This is a genomic window from Citrobacter sp. MGH105 (assembly GCF_001037485.2).
In the GTDB taxonomy this organism is placed as follows: domain Bacteria; phylum Pseudomonadota; class Gammaproteobacteria; order Enterobacterales; family Enterobacteriaceae; genus Citrobacter; species Citrobacter portucalensis.
Window position 1 is genome coordinate 2,212,028 of the sequence record NZ_CP073048.1, and the last position, 14,321, is coordinate 2,226,348.

16 protein-coding genes and 1 pseudogene are annotated in these 14,321 nt (G+C 52.3%); 11 read left to right on the forward strand and 6 right to left on the reverse strand.

All coding sequences use genetic code 11. The annotated features are described in order from the left end of the window. Positions 1-39: 39 nt before the first annotated feature. On the forward strand, positions 40-372 hold the full coding sequence (locus SK35_RS10615; RefSeq protein ID WP_048216169.1) for a hypothetical protein: 333 nt from the start codon (positions 40-42) through the stop codon (positions 370-372). Between the two features lie 191 nt (positions 373-563). Next, positions 564-974: a hemerythrin domain-containing protein gene (locus SK35_RS10620; RefSeq protein ID WP_048216170.1), complete on the forward strand. Its 411-nt coding sequence runs from the start codon at positions 564-566 to the stop codon at positions 972-974. 85 nt (positions 975-1,059) lie between these two features. On the opposite strand, the gene SK35_RS10625 is transcribed toward SK35_RS10620, so the two are convergent. The 3 genes and pseudogenes from SK35_RS10625 to SK35_RS10630 form a co-directional block, all read right to left on the reverse strand. Then, positions 1,060-1,299 carry a DinI family protein gene (locus SK35_RS10625; protein WP_048216171.1) on the reverse strand — a complete coding sequence of 80 codons (240 nt, stop codon included), beginning with the start codon at positions 1,297-1,299 and terminating at the stop codon, positions 1,060-1,062. Positions 1,300-1,560: 261 nt separating this feature from the next. Beyond that, positions 1,561-1,656 (reverse strand): annotated as a pseudogene (locus SK35_RS26855) (hypothetical protein); the annotation flags it as partial. Further along, positions 1,653-2,219, reverse strand: a complete 567-nt coding sequence (locus SK35_RS10630; protein ID WP_048216172.1) for a hydrolase — start codon at positions 2,217-2,219, stop codon at positions 1,653-1,655. The gene SK35_RS10630 and the pseudogene SK35_RS26855, both read right to left, overlap by 4 nt. Positions 2,220-2,506: 287 nt before the next feature. Between SK35_RS10630 and aspS the strand changes: the two genes are divergently transcribed. From aspS to ruvB, 6 genes are all read left to right on the forward strand, one after another. Continuing rightward, on the forward strand, positions 2,507-4,279 hold the full coding sequence (gene aspS / locus SK35_RS10635) for an aspartate--tRNA ligase (protein WP_048216173.1): 1,773 nt from the start codon (positions 2,507-2,509) through the stop codon (positions 4,277-4,279). Between the two features lies 1 nt (position 4,280). After that, a complete protein-coding gene (gene nudB, locus SK35_RS10640; protein ID WP_003034863.1) occupies positions 4,281-4,724 on the forward strand; it encodes a dihydroneopterin triphosphate diphosphatase in 444 nt (147 codons plus the stop codon). A 28-nt stretch (positions 4,725-4,752) separates the two neighbouring features. Next, positions 4,753-5,496, forward strand: coding sequence for a YebC/PmpR family DNA-binding transcriptional regulator (locus tag SK35_RS10645; protein ID WP_003833836.1), 744 nt, complete (start codon positions 4,753-4,755; stop codon positions 5,494-5,496). 34 nt (positions 5,497-5,530) lie between these two features. After that, positions 5,531-6,052: a crossover junction endodeoxyribonuclease RuvC gene (gene ruvC, locus SK35_RS10650; RefSeq protein WP_003034867.1), complete on the forward strand. Its 522-nt coding sequence runs from the start codon at positions 5,531-5,533 to the stop codon at positions 6,050-6,052. A gap of 80 nt (positions 6,053-6,132) precedes the next feature. Further along, positions 6,133-6,744, forward strand: coding sequence for a Holliday junction branch migration protein RuvA (gene ruvA / locus SK35_RS10655; RefSeq protein WP_003034869.1), 612 nt, complete (start codon positions 6,133-6,135; stop codon positions 6,742-6,744). Between the two features lie 8 nt (positions 6,745-6,752). Further along, positions 6,753-7,763 carry a Holliday junction branch migration DNA helicase RuvB gene (gene ruvB / locus SK35_RS10660; protein ID WP_048216174.1) on the forward strand — a complete coding sequence of 337 codons (1,011 nt, stop codon included), beginning with the start codon at positions 6,753-6,755 and terminating at the stop codon, positions 7,761-7,763. A 78-nt stretch (positions 7,764-7,841) separates the two neighbouring features. On the opposite strand, the gene znuB is transcribed toward ruvB, so the two are convergent. Continuing rightward, on the reverse strand, positions 7,842-8,627 hold the full coding sequence (gene znuB, locus SK35_RS10665) for a zinc ABC transporter permease subunit ZnuB (protein WP_003034874.1): 786 nt from the start codon (positions 8,625-8,627) through the stop codon (positions 7,842-7,844). Further along, on the reverse strand, positions 8,624-9,379 hold the full coding sequence (gene znuC, locus SK35_RS10670) for a zinc ABC transporter ATP-binding protein ZnuC (RefSeq protein WP_048216175.1): 756 nt from the start codon (positions 9,377-9,379) through the stop codon (positions 8,624-8,626). Before znuC ends, znuB begins: the two co-directional genes overlap by 4 nt. Before the next feature lie 78 nt (positions 9,380-9,457). On the opposite strand from znuC, the gene znuA reads away from it, so the two are divergent. The 3 genes from znuA to lpxM all read left to right on the forward strand — a co-directional run bounded on the left by znuA (position 9,458) and on the right by lpxM (position 12,828). Then, a complete protein-coding gene (znuA, locus tag SK35_RS10675; protein WP_048216426.1) occupies positions 9,458-10,402 on the forward strand; it encodes a zinc ABC transporter substrate-binding protein ZnuA in 945 nt (314 codons plus the stop codon). Between the two features lie 15 nt (positions 10,403-10,417). Further along, positions 10,418-11,737: a murein DD-endopeptidase MepM gene (mepM, locus tag SK35_RS10680; RefSeq protein ID WP_003833825.1), complete on the forward strand. Its 1,320-nt coding sequence runs from the start codon at positions 10,418-10,420 to the stop codon at positions 11,735-11,737. Positions 11,738-11,856: 119 nt separating this feature from the next. Beyond that, the gene (gene lpxM / locus SK35_RS10685; RefSeq protein WP_048216176.1) at positions 11,857-12,828 is read left to right on the forward strand and encodes a lauroyl-Kdo(2)-lipid IV(A) myristoyltransferase; all 972 of its coding nucleotides are present in this window, start codon (positions 11,857-11,859) and stop codon (positions 12,826-12,828) included. A 46-nt stretch (positions 12,829-12,874) separates the two neighbouring features. On the opposite strand, the gene pyk is transcribed toward lpxM, so the two are convergent. Beyond that, complete coding sequence (gene pyk / locus SK35_RS10690; RefSeq protein WP_003034890.1) at positions 12,875-14,317, reverse strand: pyruvate kinase; 1,443 nt, start codon at positions 14,315-14,317, stop codon at positions 12,875-12,877. Positions 14,318-14,321: the final 4 nt, after the last annotated feature.

Sequence of the window (14,321 nt, forward strand, 5' to 3'; positions counted from 1 at the left end):
TACTGTGTTTTTATCCGGTATTCAAGAGAGGGCGTAAACATGGGCTTTCCTTCACCAGCTACCGACTATATAGAGCAGCGGGTTACGCCAGCCAGTGTCTGCATGACTCCCGACAGTCGCATCCTCGAGACGTCGGCGGGTTATGCGCTCATCGTCCCGGTCACGCGCCCACAGCAGGGTGATGCGCTGTTGATTCTGTCCGGAGGTCGGACGCAGTTTGCGAAGCTTAGGGGGAAAGCGTTAATCACGGATGACGGCGAAGCGATCGAAGGTGATGCAGCTGAAGAGGCTGAGGTTATGAGGCGGGTGACGCACTTTATCAACAGCACTGATGCTGCGATATCTCTTGAGGCGGCATTGGCGCAGTTTTGAGACATATGTACGATAGAAAAATTCCGAAGATTGGCAATAGATCTCTTTATATTTGCATTCAAATTTTGTTTATTATGTATTTACATAACGTAAATTTATAAAATTTAATAAAAACAACTCAGATTGCTTATTTTTAAAGACGCATTTAATATATATGTTATAAATTGCAAAGCTCATTAAGGGATTCCCCAGTGAATATTGATAAAATGAAGATCCAGCATGCCGAGATTATCCATAAAATTAGCCGCCTCAGGGAGCTTAGCCGGGCGGGTGTGACGGCTCATGCGCAAGAAATCGCTCAAACCATTATCAGTATGAGTTCTGTGATTAAAGTACACCTTTCTGCCGAAGATCAGTTTTTATATCCTTATCTGGAAAAGGTGAACGATCAAAAGCTAAAAACAATGAGCGTAAATTTTCAGCGCGAGATGGCTGATATTGTTGCCGAGTATGAAAAGTTTTCCCGTCGCTGGAATACGGCAAATAAGCTTATCAATTGTGACGAGGCATTTCGCCGCGACGCGAATGTAGTGTTGCGCAAGGTGCATGAACGAATGCAGCGCGAGGATCATAATTTTTATCCGCTGGTAGAGCAGCTTTAAAAAAGGGCGGCAATGGTTCATCCAATACGGGAATTTGGTTTCCCGTATCCAGAAAGGTATGAAAAGGACTTGGTAAAAGCTGGCACTACTCCGAAACTAACCACATATCGGATTCTTCAAACATTTCCTCCAGCATGCAGTTCAGCTTCTCCCGATCGCTTTTGCTGGCATCGCTGTTTAAGCCGTTCGCCTGCATCGGCTTAACCTTCACTTCTGCATCCGGAAAGATCCGGTGCACTCGCTTTGTTAACTCATTCAGAATTATTTCTCTGGCACCTGTTAATCCTTCAACATTCCGTTTGTCGTACACCAACTCAACGAACATACCGCCTCCAAAGCAACAATGATTTTGCACGCAATTTATACTGTTTATTTATACAGCGTCAACGGTTGGGCACGTAGCTTTTTAAGGAAGGTTTTTGGGGCATGTATGGGGCATAAATGCCAGTTTTGGGGCATGGTTGGGACATTTTAACTCATATGAACTTAACCGAATTTCATATGGAGGCGTCTTATAATGCACTGATTAACCTAAAGAAAACACATGCTCTTGGGCGTTCTTTAGTGATTTTAAAAATTACCGCGTCACGCAGTTAAAGTGGCGGGCATACTCTTCAAGGCTGGTGATCCCCAGACGCACCCATTTTGGATGCGACCACTGGGGTAAACCGATATAAATCATAGCGCTTGCAGAATCTCCTCCACGCTGCGAACGCGCGCAATGCGCGGGAAAATGTGGGTCATGCTGGCCTGGTGTTGCTCAGCACTGGCGGCGCTACAGGCATCCTCTGCAATGATAAGACTGAAACCCAGCTCCCACGCATTTCGCGCCGTCGACTCAACGCCAATGTTCGTCGAGATGCCGCACAGGACGATGGTATCAACACCCCGGCGACGCAGCTGCAATTCCAGATCGGTGCCATAGAAGGCTCCCCACTGGCGTTTAGTCACTTCGATATCGCTGGCGCATTTCCCCAAAGCAGCCGGGTAATGCCACCAGTTTTCAGGTAACGCTTTTGCCGGAGACTGAGCATCTACGGGTTGTTTCAGCGCTTCGGCGTAATCGTCAGACCAGCCGACGCGCACCATTACCACCGGGGAACCGTGGGCACGGAATTTTTCCGCCAACTGCGCGGCGCGGGTAACCACATCATGTGCCGTATGAGGGCCGCCAGCGAAAGGCAGGATCCCTTCCTGTAAATCAATTACGACAAGGGCGGTTGTTTTAGCGTTCAATTCCAGCATGGTCACTCCAGTAATAAAAGAATTCCGTTACACCTTAATCGCGAATCAGTGTGAAAGGGGCGACAATTTTTGTTATTTTTTGTGAGATTACGCAATGCCCGTCCAGGAAACAGGCGTACAGTCAGTACCGGACTGAGAGTCTATCCCAGTAGGCTCTTATCGTGCGGCAGAATTTCCAGTATAATAGCCGCCTTTTTTCATTCAGTTGTGACATTCAGCTAAAGCTGCGACTTCGTCATCTGCGAGACAGGTGACAATCCGCCTGCGGCAAAGTTAAGGGATATCTCATGCGTACAGAATATTGCGGACAGCTACGTCTGTCCCACGAGGGGCAGCAGGTGACTCTGTGTGGTTGGGTCAACCGTCGTCGTGATCTTGGTAGCCTGATCTTTATCGATATGCGCGACCGCGAAGGTATCGTGCAGGTATTTTTCGATCCGGACCGTGCGGACGCGTTAAAGCTGGCCTCCGAACTGCGTAATGAGTTCTGCATCCAGGTTACGGGCACCGTGCGTGCGCGTGACGCGAAAAACGTCAACGCCGATATGGCGACGGGCGAAATTGAAGTACTGGCCTCCGATCTGACCATCATCAACCGTTCAGACTCGCTGCCGTTGGACTCTAACCACGTCAACACCGAAGAAGCGCGACTGAAGTATCGCTATTTAGATCTGCGTCGCCCTGAAATGGCGCAGCGCCTGAAAACGCGTGCCAAAATCACCAGTCTGGTGCGTCGTTTTATGGACGACCACGGCTTCCTCGACATCGAAACACCGATGCTGACCAAAGCGACGCCGGAAGGCGCGCGCGATTACCTGGTACCTTCTCGCGTACATAAAGGTAAATTCTACGCGCTGCCGCAATCACCTCAGTTGTTTAAACAGCTGCTGATGATGTCTGGCTTTGACCGCTACTATCAGATCGTTAAATGCTTCCGTGATGAAGACTTACGTGCTGACCGTCAGCCTGAATTTACCCAGATCGACGTTGAGACTTCCTTCATGACCGCACCGCAGGTGCGTGAAGTGATGGAAGCGCTGGTGCGTAATCTGTGGCTGGAAGTGAAAGGTGTCGATCTGGGTGATTTCCCGATCATGACCTTTGCCGAAGCTGAGCGTCGTTACGGTTCCGATAAACCAGACCTGCGTAACCCGATGGAGCTGGTTGACGTCGCCGATCTGGTGAAAGACGTTGAGTTCGCAGTGTTCTCTGGCCCGGCAAACGATGCGAAAGGCCGCGTAGCTGCTCTGCGTGTACCGGGCGGTGCTGCACTGAGCCGTAAGCAGATCGACGATTACGGTAACTTTATCAAGATTTACGGCGCGAAAGGCCTGGCTTACATCAAAGTCACCGAACGTGCGAAAGGTCTGGAAGGTATTACCAGCCCAGTTGCTAAGTTCCTGAACGCAGAAATTGTGGAAGCGATTCTGGCACGTACCGGTGCACAAGACGGCGACATGATTTTCTTCGGTGCCGACAACAAGAAAGTAGTTGCCGACGCGATGGGCGCGCTGCGTCTGAAACTGGGTAAAGATCTGAGCATTACCGACGAAGCCAAATGGGCGCCGCTGTGGGTTATCGACTTCCCAATGTTCGAAGACGATGGTGAAGGCGGACTGACCGCAATGCACCACCCGTTCACCGCGCCGAAAGATATGACGGCCGCTGAGCTGAAAGCTGCGCCGGAAGACGCGGTTGCCAACGCGTACGATATGGTCATCAACGGCTACGAAGTAGGCGGCGGTTCCGTGCGTATTCACAACGGCGACATGCAGCAAACCGTATTCGGTATTCTTGGCATTAATGAGCAAGAACAGCGTGAGAAATTCGGCTTCCTGCTGGATGCACTAAAATATGGTACACCGCCGCATGCGGGCCTGGCGTTTGGTCTGGACCGTCTGACTATGCTGTTGACCGGTACTGACAACATTCGTGACGTTATTGCTTTCCCGAAAACCACGGCTGCAGCGTGTCTGATGACTGAAGCGCCAAGCTTTGCCAACGAAGCTGCGCTGGCGGAACTGAGCATTCAGGTTGTTAAGAAGGCCGAGAATAACTGATATGACATATAAACAGCCTGTCTCGGTGTTAGTCGTGATTTATGCAAAGGACACCGGGAGAGTGCTGATGTTACAGCGACGCGACGATCCTGATTTCTGGCAGTCGGTCACCGGCAGCCTTGAAGAAGGTGAAACCGCGTCGCAAGCCGCTATGCGCGAAGTAAAGGAAGAGGTCGCCATTGATGTTGCATCTGAGCAACTGACCTTAATTGACTGTCAGCGCACGGTGGAGTTTGAGATTTTTAGCCATTTACGTCATCGCTATGCACCGGGAATTGAACGTAATACTGAATCCTGGTTTTGCCTGGCACTTCCCTCAGAACGAGAGATCGTGTTCACCGAACATCTGACCTATCGTTGGGTTAATGCGGTTGAAGCCGCCCAATTAACCAAGTCGTGGAGTAACCGGCAGGCGATTGAAGAGTTTGTAATTAACGTCGCCTGAAAAGGCGCGCTTTTTGGAGATATTATTTATGGCAGGTCATAGTAAATGGGCCAACACCAGACACCGTAAAGCAGCGCAGGATGCTAAACGCGGTAAAATTTTCACCAAAATAATTCGTGAGCTGGTGACGGCGGCTAAACTGGGCGGCGGCGATCCGGATGCTAACCCGCGTCTGCGTGCAGCGGTTGATAAAGCGCTGGCTAACAACATGACCCGTGACACCCTGAACCGTGCAATCGCGCGCGGTGTGGGTGGTGATGAAGATTCCAACATGGAAACCATCATCTATGAAGGTTACGGTCCTGGCGGTACAGCCGTTATGATTGAATGTCTGTCTGACAACCGTAACCGTACCGTTGCGGAAGTGCGTCACGCATTCACGAAAACGGGTGGTAACCTCGGTACCGACGGTTCCGTGGCTTATCTGTTCAGCAAAAAAGGCGTGATCTCCTTTGAACAGGGCGACGAAGACGCCATCATGGAAGCGGCGCTGGAAGCAGGTGCTGAAGACGTTGTGACCTTCGACGACGGCGCAATTGACGTTTACACCGCGTGGGAAGAGATGGGCAAAGTGCGTGACGCGCTGGAAGCGGCTGGTCTGAAAGCGGACGCAGCTGAAGTGTCTATGATCCCATCCACCAAAGCGGATATGGATGCAGAAACAGCGCCGAAGCTGATGCGTCTGATCGATATGCTGGAAGACTGCGACGACGTGCAGGAAGTTTACCACAACGGTGAAATCTCCGATGAGGTTGCTGCCACCTTAGAATGATGTGGTTAAGCCATAAAATAACAGGAGATGCGTGATGTCTATTATTCTCGGCATTGACCCGGGGTCTCGCATCACCGGTTATGGCGTTATTCGTCAGGTCGGCAGGCAGCTGACCTACCTCGGCAGCGGCTGCATTCGCACCAAAGTCGACGATCTTCCGTCACGTCTGAAGTTGATTTACGCGGGCGTGACGGAAATCATCACCCAGTTTCAGCCGGACTATTTTGCCATTGAGCAGGTTTTTATGGCGAAGAACGCCGACTCGGCGCTAAAGCTGGGACAGGCTCGCGGCGTGGCAATCGTTGCGGCGACCAATCAGGATCTACCGGTCTTTGAATACGCGGCCCGCCAGGTAAAACAGACCGTGGTGGGGATCGGTAGCGCGGAAAAAAGCCAGGTCCAGCATATGGTACGCACGCTGCTAAAACTCCCGGCGAATCCGCAAGCAGATGCCGCGGATGCACTGGCGATTGCCATTACCCACTGCCATGTCAGTCAGAACGCCATGCAAATGAGCGAGTCGAGGCTGAATTTGGCGCGAGGTCGATTACGTTAGTGACAAATGAGGCTGGATATCTATCCAGCCTTTTTTTATGATAGCGCATTACCTTTTAGCCCTTAACGCAGGAGCGTCACGTGATAGGCAGACTCAGAGGCATCATTATTGAAAAACAACCCCCGCTGGTCCTTCTGGAAACGGGCGGGGTAGGCTATGAAGTGCATATGCCGATGACCTGTTTCTACGAGTTGCCGGAAGCCGGGCAAGAAGCGATTATTTTCACCCATTTTGTGGTGCGAGAAGATGCTCAGCTATTGTATGGCTTTAACAACAAGCAAGAGCGCACGCTGTTTAAAGAGTTAATCAAAACCAATGGCGTGGGGCCGAAGCTGGCGCTGGCGATCCTCTCCGGTATGTCTGCTCAGCAGTTCGTTAATGCCGTGGAGCGCGAAGAGCTGGGCGCGCTGGTGAAATTACCGGGTATTGGTAAGAAAACCGCAGAACGCCTGATTGTAGAAATGAAAGACCGCTTTAAAGGTTTGCATGGTGATCTCTTTACACCAGCAGCGGATCTGGTCCTGACTTCTCCGGCTAGCCCGACAACGGACGACGCCGAGCAGGAAGCGGTTGCTGCGCTGGTGGCGTTGGGCTATAAACCACAGGAAGCCAGCCGCATGGTGAGCAAAATTGCCCGCCCTGATGCCAGCAGTGAAACCCTGATTCGTGAAGCGCTTCGCGCGGCATTGTGAGGTAACGGATGATTGAAGCAGATCGCCTGATTTCGGCTGTCAGCACTACCCCTGAAGATCTGGTGGATCGTGCGATTCGCCCAAAATTGCTGGAAGAGTATATTGGCCAGCCTCAGGTTCGTTCGCAAATGGAGATTTTTATCCAGGCGGCGAAGCTGCGCGGTGATGCTCTCGATCACCTGCTGATTTTCGGTCCTCCTGGTCTTGGTAAAACTACGCTTGCCAATATTGTCGCCAATGAAATGGGCGTTAACCTGCGTACCACGTCCGGTCCGGTACTGGAAAAAGCGGGTGACCTGGCGGCAATGCTTACCAACCTTGAACCCCACGATGTGCTGTTTATCGATGAAATTCACCGTCTGTCACCGGTGGTGGAAGAGGTGTTGTATCCGGCGATGGAAGATTATCAGCTGGATATCATGATTGGTGAAGGACCGGCTGCCCGTTCGATTAAGATCGATCTGCCGCCGTTCACGCTAATCGGGGCGACGACGCGCGCCGGGTCGTTAACCTCTCCGCTGCGTGACCGTTTTGGTATTGTGCAGCGCCTGGAGTTCTATCAGGTGGCAGACCTGCAGCACATTGTTGGGCGTAGCGCACGCTTTATGGGCCTGGAAATGAGCGATGAAGGCGCGCTGGAAGTGGCACGCCGCGCCCGCGGTACGCCGCGTATCGCCAACCGTTTATTACGCCGGGTACGCGATTTCGCTGAAGTGAAGCATGACGGCACGATTTCGGCTGATATTGCCTCCCAGGCGCTGGATATGCTCAATGTGGATGCGGAAGGATTCGATTATATGGACCGTAAGCTGCTGCTGGCGGTTATCGATAAATTCTTTGGCGGACCGGTAGGACTGGATAACCTGGCAGCGGCGATTGGGGAAGAGCGTGAAACCATTGAGGACGTGCTGGAGCCGTATCTGATTCAGCAAGGTTTTCTACAACGTACGCCGCGTGGACGTATGGCAACCGTGCGCGCCTGGAACCATTTTGGCATTACACCGCCACAGATGCCTTAATGCCTGATGTCGCGACGCTCATCAGGCCTGGGCGATTTTGTGGGCCCGGTAAGCGCAGCGCCACCGGGCAACGCATGCTTAGCTCGCTTGCTTTTTCATCATGCTGAAAATAAACAGCAGCGCGGCGCACAGCACCACGGAAGGACCTGCCGGGGTGTCATAGAAGGCCGAGAAGGTCAGCCCGCCTGTAACCGCTATCATTCCCACTCCAACGGCAACCCCTGCCATCTGCTCCGGCGTACGGGCAAAGCGACGGGCGGTCGCCGCAGGGATGATAAGCAGTGAGGTGATAATCAGCGCCCCGACAAACTTCATCGCCACGCCAATCGTTAACGCCGTAACCAGCATCAGCAGCAGCTTCACGCGTTGCAGTTTCACGCCATCGACAAATGCCAGATCCGGACTGATGGTCATCGACAGCAGGTTACGCCACTGCCAGAACAGAATCGCCAGAACAATAACCACGCCGATGGCGATGGAGATAAGATCTTCAGGCGTTACGGCGAGCAAATCACCAAACAGGTAAGCCATCAGATCCACACGGATGTTGGACATCAGGCTGACAACAACCAGCCCCAATGACAACGCGCTGTGCGCCATAATACCCAGCAAGGTATCGATCGCAAGGTGAGGGCGCTTCTCCAGCCATACCAGACCGCCAGCCAGCAACAGGGTGACGGCGATAACCGCATAGAAAGGGTTTACGTCCAGCAGCAGGCCAAAGGCGACCCCCAGCAGCGAAGCGTGGGCCAGCGTATCACCGAAATAAGACATTCGACGCCAGACTACAAACGAGCCGAGTGGGCCAGCGGCACAGGCCAGCATGATCCCAGCTAACCAGCCGGGTAATAACAATTCAATCATGAGTGACCATTTCCCCGGCGTAAGACGATACGACCCTGTAAATCGTGGCGGTGATTGTGATTATGACGGTAAATTCCGAGTTGTTCGGCGCCGCGTTGCCCGAACATTGAGATGAATTCCGGGTGCATAGAAACCACTTCAGGCGCACCGGAACAGCAAATATGATGGTTCAGGCACAGTACCTCATCGGTTTTGGCCATCACCAGATGCAGGTCATGGGAAACCATCAGTACGGCGCAATCCAGTTCACGTCGCAACTGGTCGATAAGGTCGTACAGTGCGACCTGCCCATTGACATCCACGCCCTGGGTTGGTTCATCGAGCACCAGTAGCTGAGGTTTATTCAATAAAGCACGGGCCAACAGGACGCGTTGTGTTTCCCCGCCAGAGAGCTTTTGCATCGGTGCATCCATCAGATGCCCGGCTTGAACGCGCTTCAGTGCCGGAAGGATATCCTCTTTTTTGGTACCGGGACGTAAGCGCATAAACCGATTTACCGTCAGTGGCAGCGTAGTATCGAGGTACAGTTTTTGCGGTACATAGCCAATCCGCAATTGACCATTACGCTTGATTACTCCCTCATCAGCCGCTACCAGCCCTAATACAACGCGCACCAGCGTAGACTTCCCGGCGCCATTTGGGCCGAGAAGCGTTAAAATTTTACCGGGTCGAAGTTCAAGCGATACGTCAGACAGGACGCGGCGTTGACCATAAGAGACCGAGACATTTTCCAGTGAAACCAAAGTCGTCATATCAATTTTAGTCTTGCAGAAGTTATAGAATGTTATAATATCACATTTCTTACATTCATTACGATGATTGGTCGCATTATGTTACATAAAAATACGCTTCTTTTCGCAGCATTATCCGCTGCTCTTTGGGGTAGTGCAACACAGGCAGCAAATGCCGCTGTGGTGGCCTCGCTCAAGCCGCTGGGGTTTATTGCTTCAGCCATTGCAGACGGGGTAACAGACACTGAGGTTCTCCTGCCTGACGGGGCTTCCGAACATGACTATTCACTGCGTCCATCAGACGTAAAACGCTTACAGGGCGCGGACTTAGTTGTTTGGATTGGACCTGAGATGGAAGCGTTTATGGAAAAGTCAGTCAAGAATATTCCTAACGCGAAACAGGTAACGATTGCGCAGCTCAATGACGTGAAACCGTTACTCTTGAAAGGTGCTGATGACGACGATGACGATCATGGACACAATGATGCTGGCAGTGAAAAAAGTGACGAGCATCACCATCATGGCGATTACAACATGCATCTTTGGTTTTCCCCAGAGATAGCGCGGGCCTCAGCGGTTGCAATCCATGAAAAATTAGTGGAACTTATGCCGCAAAGTCGAGCCAAACTTGACGCCAACCTGAAGGATTTTGAGGCACAATTAGCCGCAACCGATAAGCAGGTAGGTAACGAGCTCGCACCGCTCAAGGGAAAAGGTTATTTCGTTTTTCATGACGCCTATGGCTACTACGAGAAACATTACGGACTAACACCGCTTGGTCACTTTACCGTGAACCCTGAGATTCAACCTGGTGCGCAGCGTTTACATGAAATAAGAACACAGTTGGTTGAGCAAAAAGCAACCTGCGTTTTTGCTGAGCCACAGTTCAGGCCAGCGGTCGTTGAAGCCGTCGCGAGAGGGACATCCGTTCGAATGGGAACGTTGGATCCGCTCGGAACGAATATCAAACTGGGTAAAACAAGCTATTCAGCGTTTTTGAACCAATTAGCCAACCAGTATGCGAGCTGCCTGAAAGGAGATTAATGAGGAAGTGAATACGTGCAACAGATAGCCCGCTCTGTCGCTCTGGCATTTAATAATCTGCCGCGACCCCATCGCGTTATGCTGGGGTCGCTTACCGTACTGACATTGGCCGTCGCCGTCTGGCGGCCTTATGTTTACCATCCCGATTCAGCACCCATCGTTAAAACTATCGAGCTGGAAAAAAGCGAAATTCGTTCACTGTTGCCTGAGGCCAGTGAACCTATCGATCAGGCCGCGCAGGAAGACGAAGCCATTCCGCAGGATGAACTGGATGACAAAACGTCTGGTGAAGCCGGCGTGCATGAGTATGTCGTCTCCACAGGCGATACGCTGAGCAGTATTCTGAATCAGTACGGCATCGATATGGGCGACATCAGTCAGCTCGCTGCTTCCGATAAAGAACTACGCAATCTGAAAATTGGTCAGCAGTTATCCTGGACCTTAAGCGCGGAAGGTGACCTGCAGCGTCTGACCTGGGAAGTGTCCCGCCGTGAAACCCGCACTTACGATCGTACTGCGACAGGTTTCAAAATGAGCAGCGAAATGCAGCAGGGCGATTGGGTTAACAGCCGTATCAAAGGCACGGTGGGCGGAAGCTTCGTCGCCAGCGCCAAAGAGGCCGGACTGACCAGCTCTGAAATCAGCGCGGTGATTAAGGCCATGCAGTGGCAGATGGATTTCCGCAAACTGAAAAAAGGCGATGAGTTCTCAGTGCTGATGTCTCGCGAAATGCTGGACGGTAAGCGCGAGCAAAGCCAGCTGCTGGGCGTGCGTTTACGTTCTGAAGGCAAAGACTATTACGCCATCCGTGCTGAAGACGGTAAGTTCTATGACCGTAACGGTACCGGGCTGGCGAAAGGCTTCATGCGTTTCCCGACGGCGAAACAGTTCCGCATCTCCTCGAACTTTAACCCGCGTCGCCTGAATCCGGTGACTGGACGCGTAGCGCCGCACAAAGGTGTCGACTTTGCGATGCCGCAGGGGACGCCGGTACTGTCGGTAGGCGATGGTGAAGTGGTTGTAGCGAAGCGTAGCGGCGCTGCCGGATACTATGTTGCGGTTCGTCATGGTCGCACCTACACCACCCGTTATATGCACCTGCGTAAGCTGTTGGTGAAACCAGGTCAAAAAGTGAAACGTGGCGATCGTATCGCGCTGTCAGGTAACACGGGGCGTTCAACTGGTCCCCATCTGCACTACGAAGTGTGGATCAACCAGCAGGCCGTGAACCCTCTGACGGCTAAACTGCCGCGTACAGAAGGTCTGACCGGCTCGGATCGCACCGATTATCTGGCGCAGGTGAAAGAAGTTATGCCTCAGCTACGTTTTGATTAATTAGCACACTGATAAAGCCGGTACGCGATGCGTGCCGGCTTTTTTATTTTGTACGGCGCACGGTGCGCCGCTACACTATCAGCAGATTTACTTTTCGCGGCACCAGACACTGGAAGAGCATGGAAACGAAAAAAAAGAATATTGAGTATATCCCTGAGTTTCATAAATCATTTCGCCATCCGCGCTACTGGGGCGCCTGGCTGGGTGTAGCGGCGATAGCTGGGATTGCGTTAACGCCAGCGTCATTTCGCGATCCTATTCTGGCAAAGCTCGGACGGATGGTTGGACGCTTGGGAAAAAGCTCACGTCGCAGAGCGCTGATCAATTTATCCCTTTGTTTTCCTGAACGCAGCGAAGCTGAGCGCGAAGCCATTGTTGATGAGATGTTCGCGACCGCCCCTCAGGCGATGGTCATGATGGCGGAACTCGCCCTGCGCGGGCCGGAGAAAATTCAGAATCGGGTTGACTGGCAGGGCCTTGAAATCATCGAAGAGATGCGCCGCAACGATGAAAAAGTGATTTTTCTCGTTCCTCATGGCTGGGGCGTAGATATCCCGGCGATGCTGATGGCTTCCCAGGGACAGAAAATGGCAGCAATGTTCCACAATCAGGGAAACCCGGTATTTGATTACGTCTGGAACACGGTACGCCGTCGTTTCGGAGGTCGATTACATGCGCGTAATGATGGCATCAAACCGTTTATTCAGTCTGTACGACAGGGATATTGGGGATACTACCTCCCGGATCAGGACCACGGGCCTGAGCACAGCGAGTTTGTCGATTTTTTTGCTACCTATAAAGCAACGTTACCGGCAATTGGTCGCTTGATGAAGGTCTGCCACGCGCGTGTCGTGCCGCTGTTTCCGGTGTATGACGGTAAAACTCACCGCCTGACGATTAAGGTCCGTCCTCCGATGGATGACATCCTGACAGCGGATGACCACACCATTGCCAGACGAATGAACGAAGAGGTGGAGATTTTTGTCACGCCTCATGTCGAACAATACACCTGGATACTGAAACTGCTTAAGACGCGTAAACCCGGCGAGATTGAGCCCTATAAGCGCAAAGATCTCTATCCGAAGAAATAAAAAAAAGCCTCTCAAACGAGAGGCTTTTTTACATCAAACTCTGGTGTTACTCGACGGTCAGGATACGCGTGGTGTTAGTTGAGCCAATGGTGCTCATCACATCGCCCTGTGTCACGATCACCAGATCGCCGGAAACCAGATAGCCTTTATCGCGCAGCAGGTTCACTGCTTCATTGGCGGCAACGACGCCATCTGTTTCGCTGTCAAAGTGAACCGGGGTGACACCGCGATACAGAGAGGTCAGATTCAACGTACGTTCATGACGAGACATCGCGAAAATTGGCAGACCGGAACTGATACGAGAAGTCATCAGCGCAGTACGACCAGACTCCGTCATAGCGATGATAGCGGTGACCCCTTTCAGGTGGTTAGCAGCGTACATCGCTGACATCGCAATCGCTTCTTCAACGTTATCAAACTGCACGTCAAGGCGGTGTTTAGAGACGTTGATGCTTGGGATCTTCTCTGCACCCAGGCACACGCGCGCCATTGCCGCGACGGTTTCCGCCGGGTACTGACCTGCTGCTGTTTCGGCAGAGAGCATTACGGCATCGGTGCCGTCGAGGACGGCGTTAGCCACGTCCATCACTTCCGCACGAGTCGGCATTGGGTTGGTAATCATCGACTCCATCATCTGTGTGGCGGTGATGACCGCACGGTTCAGCTGACGCGCACGGCGAATCAACGCTTTCTGAATACCTACCAGCTCAGGGTCACCGATTTCAACACCCAGGTCGCCACGGGCTACCATCACTACGTCAGAAGCCAGGATGATGTCATCCATCGCATTCTGGTCGCAGACGGCTTCTGCACGTTCTACCTTGGCGACAATTTTCGCATCGCAACCGGCGTCGCGCGCCAGACGGCGGGCATAGTTTAGATCTTCGCCGCAGCGCGGGAAGGAGACAGCCAAATAGTCAACGCTGATTTGCGCAGCGGTAATGATGTCGGCTTTGTCTTTTTCGGTCAGGGCTTCAGCAGAGAGACCGCCGCCCAGTTTGTTGATGCCCTTGTTATTGGACAGCGGGCCACCGACAGTGACTTCGGTGAAGACTTTCATGCCCTGAACTTCCAGCACTTTAAGCTGTACGCGACCGTCGTCGAGCAGCAGGATATCGCCAGGCACGACGTCTGCAGGCAGTCCCTTATAATCAATGCCGACTTTTTCTTTGTCGCCTTCGCCTTTACCGAGGTTGGCGTCTAACAGGAACTTGTCGCCAACATTAAGAAAAACTTTACCTTCTTTAAAGGTAGATACGCGGATTTTAGGTCCCTGCAGGTCACCCAAAATAGCTACATGACGTCCCAGTTTTGCGGCAATTTCACGGACCTTATCCGCCCGCAGTTTGTGATCTTCTGGAGAGCCGTGGGAAAAGTTCATACGTACGACGTTCGCACCCGCGGCGATAATCTTCTCAAGGTTGTTATCGCGGTCAGTTGCCGGGCCTAACGTGGTAACGATTTTGGTTCTGCGAAGCCTTCTGGACATGTAA